Annotated in this window: 14 protein-coding genes; 2 read left to right on the forward strand and 12 right to left on the reverse strand. The window is 61.6% G+C overall.

Annotated elements, in window-relative coordinates; genetic code table 11:
• The first annotated feature begins 499 nt into the window (after positions 1–499).
• A complete protein-coding gene (locus tag CGS49_RS03610; RefSeq protein WP_097800556.1) occupies positions 500–1,459 on the forward strand; it encodes a hypothetical protein in 960 nt (319 codons plus the stop codon).
• 53 nt (positions 1,460–1,512) lie between these two features.
• On the opposite strand, the gene CGS49_RS03615 is transcribed toward CGS49_RS03610, so the two are convergent.
• Positions 1,513–2,061 carry a hypothetical protein gene (locus CGS49_RS03615; RefSeq protein WP_097800557.1) on the reverse strand — a complete coding sequence of 183 codons (549 nt, stop codon included), beginning with the start codon at positions 2,059–2,061 and terminating at the stop codon, positions 1,513–1,515.
• 324 nt (positions 2,062–2,385) lie between these two features.
• Positions 2,386–2,919 (reverse strand): gamma carbonic anhydrase family protein, encoded by a 534-nt coding sequence (locus tag CGS49_RS03620; RefSeq protein ID WP_097800558.1) that lies wholly within the window; start codon positions 2,917–2,919, stop codon positions 2,386–2,388.
• Between the two features lie 114 nt (positions 2,920–3,033).
• Between CGS49_RS03620 and CGS49_RS03625 the strand changes: the two genes are divergently transcribed.
• Entirely contained in the window at positions 3,034–4,314 is a 1,281-nt protein-coding gene (locus tag CGS49_RS03625) for a D-alanyl-D-alanine carboxypeptidase family protein (protein WP_097800559.1), read from the forward strand.
• A gap of 69 nt (positions 4,315–4,383) precedes the next feature.
• Here the strand turns inward: CGS49_RS03625 and CGS49_RS03630 are convergent, their stop codons facing one another.
• The 10 genes from CGS49_RS03630 to CGS49_RS03675 all read right to left on the reverse strand — a co-directional run bounded on the left by CGS49_RS03630 (position 4,384) and on the right by CGS49_RS03675 (position 15,239).
• Entirely contained in the window at positions 4,384–4,737 is a 354-nt protein-coding gene (locus tag CGS49_RS03630; protein WP_179859020.1) for a PqqD family protein, read from the reverse strand.
• A complete protein-coding gene (locus CGS49_RS03635; RefSeq protein WP_097800560.1) occupies positions 4,737–6,626 on the reverse strand; it encodes an OPT family oligopeptide transporter in 1,890 nt (629 codons plus the stop codon). The genes CGS49_RS03630 and CGS49_RS03635 overlap by 1 nt, the downstream gene beginning before the upstream one ends.
• 311 nt (positions 6,627–6,937) lie before the next feature.
• On the reverse strand, positions 6,938–8,647 hold the full coding sequence (locus tag CGS49_RS03640) for a serine/threonine protein kinase (protein WP_097800561.1): 1,710 nt from the start codon (positions 8,645–8,647) through the stop codon (positions 6,938–6,940).
• Positions 8,648–8,668: 21 nt separating this feature from the next.
• Positions 8,669–10,657, reverse strand: coding sequence for a protein kinase domain-containing protein (locus tag CGS49_RS03645; RefSeq protein WP_097800562.1), 1,989 nt, complete (start codon positions 10,655–10,657; stop codon positions 8,669–8,671).
• Positions 10,658–10,702: 45 nt separating this feature from the next.
• Positions 10,703–11,470, reverse strand: a complete 768-nt coding sequence (locus CGS49_RS03650; RefSeq protein WP_097800563.1) for a biotin--[acetyl-CoA-carboxylase] ligase — start codon at positions 11,468–11,470, stop codon at positions 10,703–10,705.
• On the reverse strand, positions 11,467–11,958 hold the full coding sequence (locus CGS49_RS03655; RefSeq protein WP_097800564.1) for a YfcE family phosphodiesterase: 492 nt from the start codon (positions 11,956–11,958) through the stop codon (positions 11,467–11,469). The genes CGS49_RS03650 and CGS49_RS03655 overlap by 4 nt, the downstream gene beginning before the upstream one ends.
• A 61-nt stretch (positions 11,959–12,019) precedes the next feature.
• On the reverse strand, positions 12,020–12,868 hold the full coding sequence (gene rsmI, locus CGS49_RS03660) for a 16S rRNA (cytidine(1402)-2'-O)-methyltransferase (RefSeq protein WP_097800565.1): 849 nt from the start codon (positions 12,866–12,868) through the stop codon (positions 12,020–12,022).
• 161 nt (positions 12,869–13,029) lie between these two features.
• Positions 13,030–13,668 (reverse strand): tRNA1(Val) (adenine(37)-N6)-methyltransferase, encoded by a 639-nt coding sequence (locus CGS49_RS03665; RefSeq protein WP_097800566.1) that lies wholly within the window; start codon positions 13,666–13,668, stop codon positions 13,030–13,032.
• A 167-nt stretch (positions 13,669–13,835) separates the two neighbouring features.
• On the reverse strand, positions 13,836–14,006 hold the full coding sequence (fdxA, locus tag CGS49_RS03670) for a 4Fe-4S ferredoxin (protein ID WP_097800567.1): 171 nt from the start codon (positions 14,004–14,006) through the stop codon (positions 13,836–13,838).
• Between the two features lie 285 nt (positions 14,007–14,291).
• Complete coding sequence (locus CGS49_RS03675; protein WP_097800568.1) at positions 14,292–15,239, reverse strand: PSP1 domain-containing protein; 948 nt, start codon at positions 15,237–15,239, stop codon at positions 14,292–14,294.
• Between the last annotated feature and the right edge of the window lie 339 nt (positions 15,240–15,578).

Here is a 15,578-nt window from a genome sequence, read left to right on the forward strand (position 1 = left end):
CAACCCCAAAGAGGATGGGCTCCATACAAAAAAGCTAGCCGCTTCGCTTAACGCTTTTTTGTGTTCCGCCATTTCAAGGCCCCTCAGCCGCTGCGGCGGCAGCTCCCCGCAGGGGAGCGGGAGCGCCCTCTCCGTCACCTTCGGTGACACCTCTCCCTAAGGGAGAGGCAAGAAGCACTCCCAGTATGCCCTTGGTACCCTTTCGAAAAAGAGACAAGAAACGTGCCCTCCACGGTCTTGGCTCTCCCTTCGGGAGAGCTGGCGCGAAGCGCCTGAGAGGGTTGGCTTCCCGCCGGGCTGCCTGTTCTCCCCGCTGACGCGGATGCTCCCGCAGGGAGCCAGCGGCAGCAGATGCCGTTTGCCGTTACGGCCCCACCCGTGAAAAAGAGAATTTGAAAAATCCGCAGATTTTTCAAATTCTCAAAATAAAATAATTTTTCCGCTAATATTGTCAGAGCGAAGCGGAGACAATTCTAAATCAAAAAAGGAGCACCCGCTTATGATGCTGGACCGCATGGAAGGCAATGCAGAACTGAAAACGAGCGTGCGGCAGATGCTGGCGTCCCGGCGGCTGACCCACAGTGTGCTTCTGGTGGGCGAAGACGGGCTGGGAGCCGGTTTTGCGGCCCGCTGCATCGCCGCCGATTATCTTTACCCCGCAGGCGGCGCGCCCGCTGAAGCGCTTCTGCGGGGCGAATGCTGCCGCGCTGTGGCAAAGGCCGGCAAGCGCGACAGCGGCCAGGTGGAGACGGGCATCGTGCGCGAGGCCATCTCGGTGTCCGGCATGGGCAGCGGCGGGCGGTACCTTGTGGGTCAGGTCACGGCCATGCGCAGTGAGATTTTCAACACCAGCCTGTCCGCCGAGGGACGCGCCGTCCTGCTCTACCATGTGGAGCGCATGAACGAGGAGTCCGCCAATGCCCTGCTGAAGGTCATGGAGGAGCCGCCCGAGGGGGTGCTGTTCCTGCTCACGGCGGATTCGCTGGCAAGCGTTCTGCCCACCATCCGCAGCCGCTGCGTCAGCTTTGCGGTGGCGCCCGTCTCGCCGGAGCAGTGCGCCCGCTACTGCGTCGCGCAGGGGGTGGACAAAAAGACGGCGGCCCTGTACAGTGAACTGTTCGACGGCCACATCGGCACGGTGCTGGCTGCCGCCCGGGACGAAGCCCGCACCGCGCAGGTGGAAAAGGCCCTGCAGCTGGCAAAGGCGGCCGCCGCCCACGACAGCTATGCCGCCGCCGTGCTGCTGGCCGCCTTTGAAAAGGACAAGGCCGGTGCGGCGGCCCTGCTGGCGGATTTCCGCGCCGTGGCGGCGGCAGGCCTGCGCGGCAGCCCCCACGCCCCGGTGCAGGGCGCGGACGCCCAGCGGGCCCTGCGGCTGGCCGAAGCCGCCATCCAGCGTCTGGGCGCGCAGGTGAACCCGAAGATCGTGCTCAGCGTGTTCGCTGCAAAACTTGCATAACAAAAATATCCCCGGCAGAGGAAGGCGCAAGGCCCTTTCTGCCGGGGATTTCTTTATACTTCTTCAACAAGGATATCCGGGTAAATGGAAGCGGCTTCGTAGGTGAAGGTCGCTTTTTTGTTTTTGCTTGCAGCAGTGAAGACAATGACAGTTCGATTGTCGTTCCGATACTGCTCAGGCGTGAGACTGATATAGAGAGGAATGCGGGGGGCGATTGCTCCGGGGGCGACAGAAACGGAATCAGTAAACTGCAGCGTGCCATTTTTTTCAATATTATCCAGACTGCAGACAGTTGCCGGACTGCCATCGACCGTGCAGGTGAAATCAGAAAGCTTCAATTCAAAAGAAGTGTTGTTTGCTTTGTTGTCGATATACAAGAAGGTGTACTTATAGTAGTCGTTGTTAAACGTCATCGGAACAAAGCTGCCCATGTTGACGTAGATATCACCCATGCCCTGCTGTTTGCTTCCATCCATGGTAGGAGATGCAGTGCTGGGTGCTCCCCCACCCCCGCATCCGGCCAGAGCGCCGGCGGCGGCAGCAGACAGAACGGCAAGGCCGGTGGCTTTCAGAAAAACGCGGCGGCTGATCATTTTAGACATCATTGATTCTCCTTTTCAAGATTTCTTCTGGGTGGAACAGTCGGATAGAAACAGAAACACCCTCCAGCGCTTGCGGTACACTGGAGGGGTCTCTGTTTGGGGTATTGCTTTGGTGTGAGGAGGAATCATGTGTAAGGCGCGGTTGCGGCCCCGCATCCCTACAAAAGATAGTATACCCTATTTTCCGTAAAAAGTCATTGCTTTTTTGTGAAAAAATCGAAAAATCAATTGATTTTTCAAACAGAGACCGTGCAGAACGTCAGGACGCCGTTTCAGCACGCCGTTTTTCCGCGCAGCGGATATTCTTTTCTCCAGAATAACATATCAGCGGCAAAAGGTCAAATCTTTTTTTGCTTCGGCGGCGTGCAGCCTGCCGTGCTCCACATAGTGGGCGGCGTTGCGCACATTCGCCTCGGCCTGGGCGGGCGTCACCTGCTTGATGATCTTTGCGGGCACGCCCACAGCCACCGACCCGTCCGGGATGACCATGCCTTCCGGCACCAGCGCCCCGGCCCCGATGATGCAGTTTTTGCCCACCACGCAGTGGTTCAGCAGGGTGGCGTGCATCCCGATGAGGCTGCCGTCGCCCACGGTGCACCCGTGCACCAGCGCGCTGTGGCCCACCGTGACGTTTTTGCCCAGCGTCACGGCCCCGCCCACGTCGCAGTGCAGCACGGCGTTGTCCTGCACATTGGTGTTCTCGCCGATGGTCAAAGTGCCGTCGTCGCCCCGCAGCACGGCCCCGTACCAGACGGTGGAGCCGGGTCTCAGCACCACATCGCCCTGCACGGTGGCGTTGGGGGCCACGAAGACTGCGCCCTCATCGCGGGGGAATTTTCCACAAAAAGACAGGAACATTGTTAAAAACCGCCTTTCTCTCTTTCGCTTTTGGCTCGTTTATGGTATTCTTTAAGGTAGAACAAAATCATTTCCGGCGCTTTGGGCCGGGACGTCGATCAAGGGGGTACGCTCATGTTTCAAAACAGGTTCTTCCGCCGTGCCGCAGCACTGGTGCTCACCCTGGCGCTTGCCGCCGCGGCGGCGCTGCCGGGGCTGGCCGCCTACCCCATGCCCATCCAGACGGCCAGCGAGACCGAGGCGGTGTATCTGTTCAACGCCGACACCGGCAAGACCATCCTGGCCCAGAACGCCGACCAGCAGCAGTATGTGGCCAGCCTGACCAAGATGATGACCGCCCTGCTGCTGCTGGAGAGCGGCAAGGACCTGAACGGCGAAGTGACCGTGCCCACCGCCATGACCCAGGAGTTCAAGGACATCCAGAACGCCAACGGCATGACCGCGGGCCTGCGCATCGGTGAGACGGTGCGCCGCATCGACCTGCTGTATGCCCTGCTGGTGTCCAGCGCCAACGACGCCGCCAGCGTCATCGCCTACGATGTGGGCGGCAGCGTGCTGGACTTCGTCCGGCAGATGAACGCCCGCGCGGCGGAGCTGGGCTGCACCGGCACCAACTTCACCTGCGCCCACGGCCTGTTCGACTACGGCAACGTTTCCACCGCCGAGGACATGGCCAGGATCGCGGCGGAATGCTACAAAAACCCCACCTTCGTGCAGGTGTCCGGCACGGCGGCCTACACCATGCCCGCCACCAATCTGCACCAGAATGAGCGCACCATCAACTCCACGAACCCCCTCACCGACACCGGCAGCGAGTTCTACCGCAGCTACATCAAGTGCGTCAAGGGCGGCTTCACCACCCTGGCGGGCCGCTGCGCCGTGGCCTTTGCCGAACAGGGCGGCCACACCTACGGCCTTGTGATCCTCCACGCGGACAACGCCAGCCTCTACACCGAGTGTGACCAGCTGCTGGACTGGGCCTTTGAGAGCTTTTCGGACCGCCCGCTGGTGGACACCCAGACCGAGCTGACCACCATCGACCTGACCAAGTGCCGCGCCCAGCCCACCGCCGCGCTGTATGCGGCGGCTCCTGTCAGCGGCTACGGCCACGCAGACGATGTGGTGAGCTACGCCTTCGACCTGCCCGAGAGCATCCCGGCCACCGTGAAAAACGGCCAGAAGGTGGGCACCGCCACCGTCTATCTGGACGGCTACGAGGTGGGTACCGTGGACCTTGTGACCCATGCGGAATATATCTCCGACTTCCGCACCGACTCCAAAGCCACCCTGCTGCTGCTGTGCACGCTGGTGGTCATCCTGGGCGCGCTCACCGTGCTCACCCTTGCGGCGGGCGGCGGCGCGCTGAGCCTGCGGCGCAGAAAGCGCAGACATTGACCTTATTCTATAACAAAAAAAGCGGCACATCAAGCCTTGCGGAAAAGGCCCGATGTGCCGCTTACTTTTTTACTTGTTGAGGAACCGGATAAAGTGGTAGGATTCCACGATCTGGAAGTACTTGATGATGCGGGGATACAGCGGCTCGGCCTTTTCGCCGTACTGCTGCTTCATGCATTCAGCAAGGTCCGCAACGGTCTTCTGCCCGTCGATCAGCGGCCAAAGGTAGCTGCCGGTCTCGTCCAGATGGACCTGGGTGGTGCGTGGTTTGTGAAACACTTTTTGCGCGATCGTATTGAACAGGCCGGTGTTCTCCACCTCCAGGGTGATAAGGCCGGTCTGCTCGTCGGTGTGCCAGCGCAGGGTCTCCGCACGCTGCGGGATCAGGTCCAGATAATTGATGGATTCGTTCTTATGCTTCATCAGTTCTTCTTTTTCTTGAGGGAAAACGCCAGCAGGCATGCGATCATCACGATCATCAGCACGATGCCGCCGATGTTGCCCAGGTCAAAGCTCAGGGCAGTGTTGATGCCAAACACGGCGAACACGGCCAGCAGGATGCCCACAAGGCCCTCGCCTGCGATCATACCGGCGCAGAACAGGGTGCCGTTGGTGCTCTGCTCCTCCTTGGTCTTGGCATCGACCTTCTTGCGGCTGTCCATGAACCAGCGCACCACGCCACCGATCATGATGGAGGTGTTCAGGTAGATGGGCAGGTACAGGCCGATGGCGAACGGCATCACGGGGATGCGCAGAACTTCCAGAGCCAGAGCCAGGAACACGCCGGTGAACACCAGGTTCCAGGGCAGGTTGCCGCCCATGATGCCCTCAACGATCATCTTCATCAGGGTAGCCTGGGGTGCGGGCACCTCGGCACCGCCGTAGCCCCATGCGCTGTCCAGCAGGTACAGCACGCCGCCGATGGCAAGGCCTGCGGCGATCACGCCGATCAGCTCGCCGATCTGCTGCTTGACCGGGGTCGCACCCAGCAGGTAGCCGGTCTTCAGGTCCTGCGAAGTATCCGCTGCGATGGCAGCGCAGATGCAGATGACGGAAGCGATGGCCATGGAGCCGATCATGCCCTCAATGCCCACGTTGCCGGTGGCCTTCAGGACCATGGTAGCGATCAGCAGGGTGGCAATGGTCATGCCGGAGACGGGGTTGTTGGAACTGCCGATCATGCCGACCATACGTGCAGAGACGGTGGAGAAGAAGAAGCCGAAGATGACGATCAGCAGAGCACCCAGCGGGCTGACGGGAATTGCCGGAGCCAGCCAGATGATGAGGATGATGAGCAGGATGCCGCCCAGGATGAAGGGCATGGGCAGGTCCTTCTCGGTGCGGGAGGTGCCGGAAGCACTGCCGCCCTTCATGCTCTTCATGGCATCACGGAAGGTGGATGCGATCAGAGGCAGGCTCTTGATCAGCGAGATGATGCCGCCGGTGGCGATGGCGCCAGCGCCGATATACTTGACGTAGTTGGACCAGATGGCGTCTGCACCGCCCGCTGCGTACAGGTCCGCAATGGTGGTGCCTGCTGCAGCCGGGTACAGGGAGATGTTCGCGCCGAACAGGCAGATCAGCGGGATGATGACCATCCAGCCCACCAGAGAACCGGCGAACATATAAGAAGCGGTCTTGGGGCCGACGATGTAGCCCACGCCCAGCAGAGCGGGGTAAACTTCCATGCCCAGCGCGCCCTTGAAGGAGTTGAACGCCAGAGCGATGTCGGCGGGGATGGCCTTCAGGCCATCGACGATGAACTTGAAGATGGCCGCCAGGCCCATGCCGGAGAACACGGTGGAAGCGTTTGAGCCGCCTTCCTCACCGGCCAGCAGCACGTCTGCGCAGGCGGTGCCTTCCGGGTAGAGCAGGGTGGCATGTTCCTTGACGATCAGCGCGTTGCGCAGGGGCACCATGAACAGAACGCCCAGGATGCCGCCGCACAGGGCGATCAGGGTGATCTCCAGGATGCTGGGCTTATCGCACAGGCCTTCCTTTGCCCACAGGAACAGCGCAGGCATGGTGAAGATGGCACCGGCGGCCAGGCTCTCGCCTGCGGAACCGATGGTCTGCACCATGTTGCTCTCCAGAATGGAGTTCTTCTTGAGCAGGACGCGGATGACGCCCATAGAGATGACTGCTGCCGGGATGGAGGCAGAAACAGTCATGCCGACGCGCAGGCCCAGGTAGGCATTTGCAGCGCCGAAGACCACGGACAGGATGATGCCCATGATCACAGAGGTCGCCGTCATTTCTGCGGTGATCTTTTCCGCAGGAATATACGGCTTGAAGGATTCTTGATCTTTCATGCTTGCACTCCTTGCGACAGCACAAACGTCCCGCTGCAAAAAAAGCAAGGCGCTTGTGCTGTCTGTTTTCCTATTCCTATTTCCAAAACACGCGCATCCTATCCCGAAAGGACACGCTGGCACATTCTCTATTATACTAAAGTGTGACTCTAAAGGCAACTGGAAATGTTCACAAGGAATCAACAAAAAGTTCGTGAATTCAAGCATTTTGCGTAAAATTCGGCCATAAACCTGCAAAAAAACTCCATGCAGGCAGAAAACTGTCCGCATGGAGCGTACATTCTTTTAACGGCACCCGGGGGCCCCGCTGCTCAGATCAGGAAAATGAGGAAGCCCACCGGGATGCACAGCACGTCCAGCACCAGCAGCACCTTCTGGCCGGTCGTGGGCTGGAAACCGGAGGTCTTGCTCTGCTGCAGGTAGCGGCAAATGCCCGCGATGCCGAACCATATCAGCGCAATGCCGCCTGCAATGGTCATACCGGCCACACCGCCCATCACAGCCAGGAAGATCAGCGCGCCCTTGCACAGGGCGCTGATGGCGCTGAGCACCTTTTTTCGGGTGAAGGGCGTCGTTTCTTCCGGTTTTGCGTCAGGCTTGGTGTCGGGTTTGGCATCGGGCTTCGGGGTGTCGTTGTGGCTGCCGGTGCCGCCCGCTGGGCTGTGGGTGTCGGGTTTGCTGTCGGGCTTCGGCGGCAGGTCTGCCTTGCTCAGGTCGCTGGCGTTCTGCCAGTGCTTTTTGCCGCCGCCCGTCCCGCCGGAAGCGCTGCTGCCGCCGGTGGTGCTGCCCGGGCCGGGGAAAATGCGCTTGGTCACGTTGCCGTCTGCGGCCGTGCCGCCGGTACTGCCGGAAACGCTGCCGGTGTCGCCGCCCGGGCCGGGGAAGATGCGCTGGGTCTTGTTGTCGTCTGCGGCTGTGCCGCCGGTCTTGCCGCCAAAGCCGCCAAGGTCCCTGCCGGTGTCAAAGCCCTTTTCGCCGGTGCCTTTGCCGCTGCCGCCCCACATGTCGGCGGTCTTTTCCGTTTCAGCTGCGTTCACGGCCGCGTCCGGCTTGCCCAGGGGCAGGATCATGGTCCGGGATTCCGGCGCGTTCAGCAGCTTTTCCAGCGCAAGGCGCATCTCGGTGGGCGAAGCAAAGCGCCCGGCGGGGTCCGGCGCGCAGGCTTTGCGCAGGATGGCGTCCAGCGCGGCGGTGGCGTTCACCGCCCGGGGCAGCTCCAGCCCGGACAGCCGCTTGCCCTCGGCCATGTTCCGGTCCTCGGGGGTCAGCGGCTGCGGATAGGGCGGGTAGAACGGCAGACGACCCTCGTTCAGGCAGCGGTAGAGCACCAGACCCAGCGCGTAGGTGTCCACGCTGGCGTTGTAGGTCTTGCCTGCCTGGAACATTTCCGGGGCCATGTAGCTGGGCGAGCCCACCTGGGTCAGCGCGCCGGAGCTGGCCAGCACGGTGCGGGCCACGCCGAAATCGCCCAGCTTGTAGTTGCCGTCCGCCGAGATGAAAATGTTCTCGGACTTGACGTCGCGGTGGATGATGTTGTGCCGCTGGCACAGTTCCAGCGCGCGGCACAGGTGGACGCCCATGCGCACCACTTCGCCCCGGGGCATCTGCACGGTGCGCTGCAGGTGGACGTTCAGCGGGGTGAGCAGCTCCATGCGGATGAGGATGTCCCAGCCGATGCCGTCTTTGTGGGGGACGATCTTGTGGTCCTCGTAGCTCACGATGTTGCTCTGGGCCTTGAGCTCACTCATCAGCTTGATCTCGTTGGTGATGGCGTCCGCGCAGGAGCGGTAGTAAGACGAAACGCTGTCGCCGGTGAGGTTGTTGGTCTCGATGGTGGAGCGCAGGTCGTCTTCCGATTGGGGCAGGCTGATGATCTTCAGCGCGCTGGTGTTCACGGTGCCCAGCGCGTCCCGCCGCTCGATCTCGAACACTCTGCCGTAACTGCCCGAGCCGATGCAGCGCTTGATGGTCCACTCGCCAAGGAGCGGCGCGTATTTTTCGTTATAAGATTCCGCAGTCATGATACTTCCTCACTTTTTGGCTCAGTCGTAGTAGTTGATGGTAACGCCCTCGTCAAAGGCACTTTCATGCACTTTGCAGTCCCGGGAGAGGGTGACGCTTGTCAGCGCACAGCCGGAGAAAGCACCATTGCGGATGCTGGTCACGCTTTCCGGGATGGAAACGGAAGAAAGACTGCTGCAATTGCCAAACGCACGATTTCCGATGTAGAAGACGCCGTCCGGGATCGTGACAGTGGTCAGGCTAACACAACAATAGAAGGAATAGGAACCGAAGATCTGCAGCCCTTCCGGAAGGGTGACCGAGGTCAGGCTGGTAAACCTGGTAAAGCAGTAGGGCGGGATTGTGGGGACGGAGGCCTGCAGGTCAATGGCGGTGACCCGGTCGGCAAGCTTCTCCCACGGGGTACCAGTAATGGTGCCGCTGCCCTGAATGGTAAGAACGCCTGCACCGGAAATGCTCCAAGTCAGACCGTCGCCGCAACTCCCTTCGGCAACAGGTTTAGAGGACTCCGCCGAATACACGGCGTATCCTCCCCCGCCCAGCACAGCCAGAGCGGCGGCACCGCCGATAACCCCCAGCATTTTGCGGCGGGAAATTTTCTTCTCCCCTGCCGGTGCGGGCGTTTCGGCTGCCTCGGCCTTTTCCTGCTCTGCCTTGCGGGCCGCTTCTTCGGCTTCCCGGGCTTTGCGCTCCTGTTCGGCGCGCTGGGCCTGCTCTTTTGCGGCGGCGGCGCGGGCTTCCTCAGCCTTGCGCTGCTCCTCGGCCCGGCGGGCGTCTTCTTCCGCCTTGCGGGCGGCGGCTTCCGCTTCGCGGCGCTGCTGCTCCTGCTGGGCGAACAGGAACACCGTCTCGTCCTCGGCCTTGGGGGCAGGGGCCTTTGCCGGTGGTGTGGGCTGTGCGGCGGGCTGCTGGCCGAAAGGCAGACGAGTGGTCTCGTCCGCTGCATCCGGGGTCTCCGGCGCTTTGGGCGCGGCAGCCACAGTTGCCGCTGCATCTGCGGCGGGCACTTGGGCCGCCGGTGCGGCCGCGCGCACGGTGGCGTCGCCTGCCTCCGGCACCGGGGCGGCGTCGGATGCACCGCGCAGCACGGCTTCCAGCGCAAGGCGCATCTCGGTGGGCGAAGCAAAGCGGTCCGCCGGGGAGGGCGCACAGGCTTTGCGCAGGATATCAGCCAGCGGGCCGGAAGCGTTCACCGGGTCCGGCAGGGGCTCCCCGGCCAGACGGCGGTCGTGGGCACGCTCTTTGGCCAGCGCAGTCAGCGGCTGCGGATAAGGCGGGTAGAAGGGCATCCGGTTCGCGTTCAGCAGCTGGTACATCACAAGGCCCAGCGAATAGGTGTCCACGCTGGCGGTGTACTTCTCGCGGCGGAACACCTCCGGGGCCATGTAGTTCACGGTGCCCGCAAAGGTGGAAGCACCGGTGGACGCGCTGGCCGTGCGGGCCACGCCGAAATCGCCCAGCTTGAAGTCGCCGGTGTCCGAGATAAAGATGTTGGCGGGCTTGATGTCCCGGTGGATGATGCTGTATTTCTCGCACACTTCCAGTGCGCGGCACAGGTCGATGCCCAGCCGCAGCACGGCCTGCCGGGGGATGGTGTCGAACTGCTTAAAGTACTGGCTGATGGGGGTGAGCAGTTCCATGCGGATGAGGATATCCCAGCCGATGCCGTCGGTGTGCTCGATCACGTCGTGGTCCTCATAGCTCACGATGTTGCTGTGGCCCTTCACCTTGTTCATCAGCGCGATCTCGCGGTTCAGGGCCACCACCGTCTCCCGGAAATAGGAGGAGGCCCCCTGCCTGTCCAGTCCGTCCTCGTCCAGCACGCTCTGCAGTTCTTCCGGCGAAGACGGGATGGTGATGGCCTTCAGCGCGCCGCGGTAAACGGTGCCGTCCAGCGCGTCGGTGCGCTGGATCTCAAACACCTTGCCGTAGCTGCCGGCTCCCAGCTGCTTTGTGATGTACCATTTGCCGAACACCGGCTCGTATTTCTTGTAGTATTCCGCATCCATAATGGATCCCTCCGCAAGGCCCCTGCCAAAGGCAGAAGCAGGTGTTTACACGGCCCCGTAAATGCCGTGCACCGAAACTTCGCCGGTGAAGACGTGTTCCTCGCCGCTGTCGGTGCGCACCACAAGGCGGCCCTCCTCGTCCACGTCGATGGCTTCACCTGCGCCCTGCCTGCCGTCCGGCAGGTCGAAGGTGACCCGGCGGCCCAGGTTGACGCAGGCGGCTTTATATTCCTCCCGGAAGGGTGCAAAGCCGTCCCGGGCAAAGACATACATGTTGCGGTCAAAGCCGAAGTCGGTCAGGCCCTCGGCCAGCCAGGCCGGGTCGGCGGCAAGGTCCACTTTGGCCCCCTGCAGCTCCAGCGAGGTGCCGTTTGGCAGGTTCGCCGCGTCGAAGTAGCTCTGGGGCTGGGCCAGGTTGATGCCGATGCCGCACAAAATGCCCCGGCCCTGCTGCTGGTAGCCGTAGCTCACGCCCTCGCACAGGATGCCCACGATCTTTTTGCCGTTCAGCAAAAGGTCGTTGGGCCACTTGATCTGGCAGTCCACGCCGTAGCGCAGCTTCAGCTGGGTGCGCACCGCAAGGCTGGCCAGCAGCGGCAGGGTGGACGGCTGGGCCAGCGGCTCCCGGATGGCCACCGTGTAGTACAGCGCACGGCCCTCGGCGTTCACCCAGCTGCGGCCCAGCCGCCCGCGCCCGGCGGTCTGGTTCTCGGTGTACACAGCCCCCACGGGGCCAAACTCCTCAAAATGCTCTTTCACATACGCGTTGGTGCTGCCGCATTCGGGCAGATAGCGCACCTCATTGATGCTCATTTTTTCGGTACCTCTTTGTGTTCGTGGGCAGTCACTTTGCCGTTTTCCAGCGTCAGGATGCCGTAGGTGTCCGGCCCGGTGTAGCACCGGCCGCAGGAGCCGGGGTTGAACAGGAACACGCTGCCGCGGTCCTCCGCGTGGGGGACGTGGGTGTGGCCGAACAGCGCCACATCCGCGCCCCGGGCGGCTGCCGCGTCGGCCAGCGTATCCAGATCGTATTTTACGCCGTACATATGACCGTGAGTGTAGAAAATGACCACGCCGTCAAAGGCGGCCAGGCCGTCGGTGGGCTCCAGCGCGCCGTAATCGCAGTTGCCCGCCACCGAGTAGGCTCGCAGCCGGGGGTATTTGGTCAGCGCCAGCTCCAGATCGCGCAGGCCGTCGCCCAGAAAGATCAGTGCGTCGATGTTTTTGCTCTCAGCCTTCAGGATGCGCTCAATGGCGTCGCGTCCGCCGTGGCTGTCGCTCAGAACCAGAAGTTTTGTCACGAAAGGGGTCCTCCTCTATTTACCAGATATCATTTGCTCTCATGAAGGGCTGAATGGCCTGTCAGTCCTGTTCCTGCTGCAGCACCAGCAGCTGCTTGTACACTTCGCTCTTGGAGTAGGGCGTGCCCTGGGCCGCTGCCTTGGCGGCGGCCGTGGGGCCGAAGCCCTGGCCGGTCAGCTCCAGCGCCCGCTGCGCGGCCTGCTCCAGCGTCAGCTCCTGCTCCGGGTCGGCAGAGTCCGGCGCACCGGCCATCACCAGCACATACTCGCCGCGGGGGTCGTTCACCTTATAATGTTCCACCGCTTCGCCGAGGGTGGTCTTCCAGATGTCCTCGTGCAGCTTGGTCAGCTCGCGGCAGAGGGTGATGCTGCGGTCCGCGCCGAAGGCATTCGTCAGGTCGTCCAGCGTGGTGCGCAGCTTGTGGGGCGCTTCGTAGAAGATGACCGTGCGCTTTTCCCGCAGAAGATCGGCCAGCCGCTCCTTTTTCTGCTTGCGGTTCACGGGCAGAAAGCCCTCGAACACCCAGCGGGAGGTGTCCTGCCCGGAGACGGCCAGCGCCGTCACGCAGGCAGACGCCGCAGGCACCGGCACCACCTTGATGCCCCGGGCCAGCGCGTCCCGCACGATCACTTCGCCCGGGTCGGAGACGCAGGGCATTCCGGCGTCACTGCACAGCGCGCAGCTCTCCCCTGCCTCGATGCGCTGCAAAATGGCCTCACCCTTCTGCAAAGCGTGCTCATAGTAGCTGACCATGGGCTTTTTCAGGCCCAGAAAGTTCAGCAGCTTCATGGTCACGCGGGTGTCCTCGGCGGCAATGAAGTCTGCCGCGCCAAAGGTGGCAGCCACCCGGGGCGGCATGTCGTCCAGATTGCCGATGGGCGTTGCCACGATATAAAGAGTTCCTGCCATAATTTACCTCCTGAAATTCCCCGAACGGCCTCGCCCTCTCCGTCACGGCTGCGCCGTGCCACCTCTCCCGAGGAGAGAGGCAGGCACTTTTCGGTTAAGCTCTTGGCTCTCCCTTTGGGAGAGCTGTCATGAAGCGGAGCGAAATGACTGAGAGGGCGCTCTCACCTTCCATAAAGAGCTGCACCTGTACTAATCAAAATATCCGGCTCCACCCGCAGGCCGGTCTTGCGGTTTTTCTGCGCTTCCACGAGGAAAAGCCAGGGTGCGCCGTCGGCCTTGTTCTTCACAAAGGCCAGACGCTTGGGCTCCAGCCGGTGGGCCCGCAGCACGGCCAGCACCTCGGCCAGCCGCTCCGGCCGGTGGCACAGCGCAAAGCGCCCGCCGTCCTTCAAAAGCCGGAAGGCGCAGGTGCACACATCCTCCAGCGTGCAGGTGTTCTCGTGCCGGGCAAGGGCGTGGGCGGCGTTCGCACTCTGGGGCCCGTCCGTAAAGTAAGGCGGATTGCACGCGCACAGGTCGAAACTGCCCTCGCCTTCCCGCCAGCTGCGCAGGTCGGCGCACACCGGTGTGATGTGGTCAAGGCCCTGCTGGGCTACAGCTTCGGCCAGCAATGCGCTGCCCTCGGGCTGCAGCTCCAGCGCGGTGCAGGGGCCGCGGTGGCCCCGGTCGTGCCATTCCAGCGCCACGATGCCGCAGCCGGAGCACAGGTCCGCCGCCTTCTGGGCGCGTTTCGGTGCACAGAAACGGGCCAGCAGCAGTGCATCCGAGCCAAAACGGTGGGCCGGGGTACAATATACCATGGTCCTATTATACAAAACTTCCGTAGAATGTTCCATAGAGTGTGTACCGAATCCTCTCAAAAAAATCAGGGGAATTACTCCCGGAATTTGTGCAAAAACAAAAAGCAGCAGACCCGCTTTGGACAGGTCTGCTGCTTTTGATGCGTTATTTCGGCAATCAGCTGCGATTATTCAGCAGTAATTGCACCAGTGGGGCAAGCGCCCTCGCAAGCGCCGCAATCAATGCAAGCGTCTGCGTTCACAACTGCAACGCCGCCGTCAACGGCGACTGCACCAACCGGGCAAGCGCCCTCGCAAGCGCCGCAGCCAACACATGCGTCAGAAACCTTGTGTGCCATAATAAACTCTCCTTTTATCCCCGTGCCCGTTGTGATGTATGAAGAAACGCACATTGGCACGGCTGTGCACGCCTCTCCGGAAATCATATCCTTGCCTGCATTTTAACAAAGCTGGATTGAAAAGGCAAGACTAACCGTGCGGCGTAAAAGGAGAATGATTACTTTTTGTTGGGTTGCACAAAAGCATGGGCTAACTTATAGCCAAAATTGCAGGAGATTTTCGGTAAAAATCACGAAGAATAGTTAGTTTTAGCAGACTAACCGCCCGGAGATCCCACCGCAGCATTATTCCTTTTCAGCGGCGCGTTTCCGGGCGCAGCCGGGGCAACGGCGGTTCTCATCGTCGGAGGATGCCACCACCGGGGCGGGGTTGCGCACGCCGGAATAATCGTCGTCCGGGTCCGGGCGGCGGGGGGCGCGCTTGCCGCCGCTGATATACTCGCACACGCCCACCTTATAATAACGGGGCGAGAGGCTCTCGGTGCCGCAGCGCACCCGCAGGTAGCCGGAGACAGGGTTCACTTCCAGCACCGTGCCCAGGCCGTCCGGGGTGCGCACCGTGCTGCCCACCATGGGCATGATGCTGTTGAGGTATTCGTAGGCGCTCTCCTCGTAGGCCAGGCAGCACATCAGGCGGCCGCAGGCACCGCTGATCTTGGTGGGGTTCAGCGAAAGGCCCTGCTCTTTGGCCATCTTGATGGAAACGGGCTGGAAGTCCTTGAGGAAACGGCTGCAGCAGAAGGGCTGGCCGCAGATGCCCAGGCCGCCGATCATCTTGCTCTCGTCGCGCACGCCGATCTGGCGCAGCTCGATGCGGGTGTGGAAGATGCCGGCCAGATCCTTGACCAGCTCGCGGAAGTCCACGCGGCCGTCGGCGGTGAAGTAGAACATGATCTTGGAGCGGTCGAGGGTGTACTCGGCCTCCACCAGCTTCATTTCCAGCCCGTGGCGGGCGATGCACTCCTGGCAGGTGCGGTAGGCGCGCTTTTCGTCCTCGCGGTTCTGGCGCATCCGGCGGATGTCCACGCTGTCGGCCATGCGGGTGATGGGCTTGAGGGCCTTGGGCACGGCGGCGTCGGCGATCTCCTTCACGCCCTGCACCACCTCGCCGCACTCGATGCCGCGGGCAGTCTCCACGATGACGTAGTCGCCGGTCTTGATGTCGGCCCCGGCGGGGTCAAAATAATAGCTTTTTCCGTTTTCTTTGAAACGGACAGAAATGACTTTTTTCATAATAATCCTCGTGTTGTATGTCGATCTATCGGATAGGGCCCGCTCAAAAGGGCCTGTTACTCCATTCTGTACTTTAGTATAACATATTCAAATGCACATTTCCACGCAAATTTCAGTGCAGCGCGGCGGCAAAATTTTTTCGGGGTGCAACAATCCGCCGTTCTGCAGCGTATTACTAAGGGAGACTGACCGAATTTGGTCGCATCCGCTGCCGGAAACTGGAAAAACGGAGCGGCAATTGTTAAAAAACTGCGAAAGTGTCAAAAGAAAAGCAAAAGATTCGGGCATTTGCTTGCAAGGGCGGCCCTTGCGTGTATAATAAAACTTGTTAAAGTGTGG

It is taken from the genome of Faecalibacterium langellae (assembly GCF_002549775.1).
In the GTDB taxonomy this organism is placed as follows: Bacteria; Bacillota; Clostridia; order Oscillospirales; family Ruminococcaceae; genus Faecalibacterium; species Faecalibacterium langellae.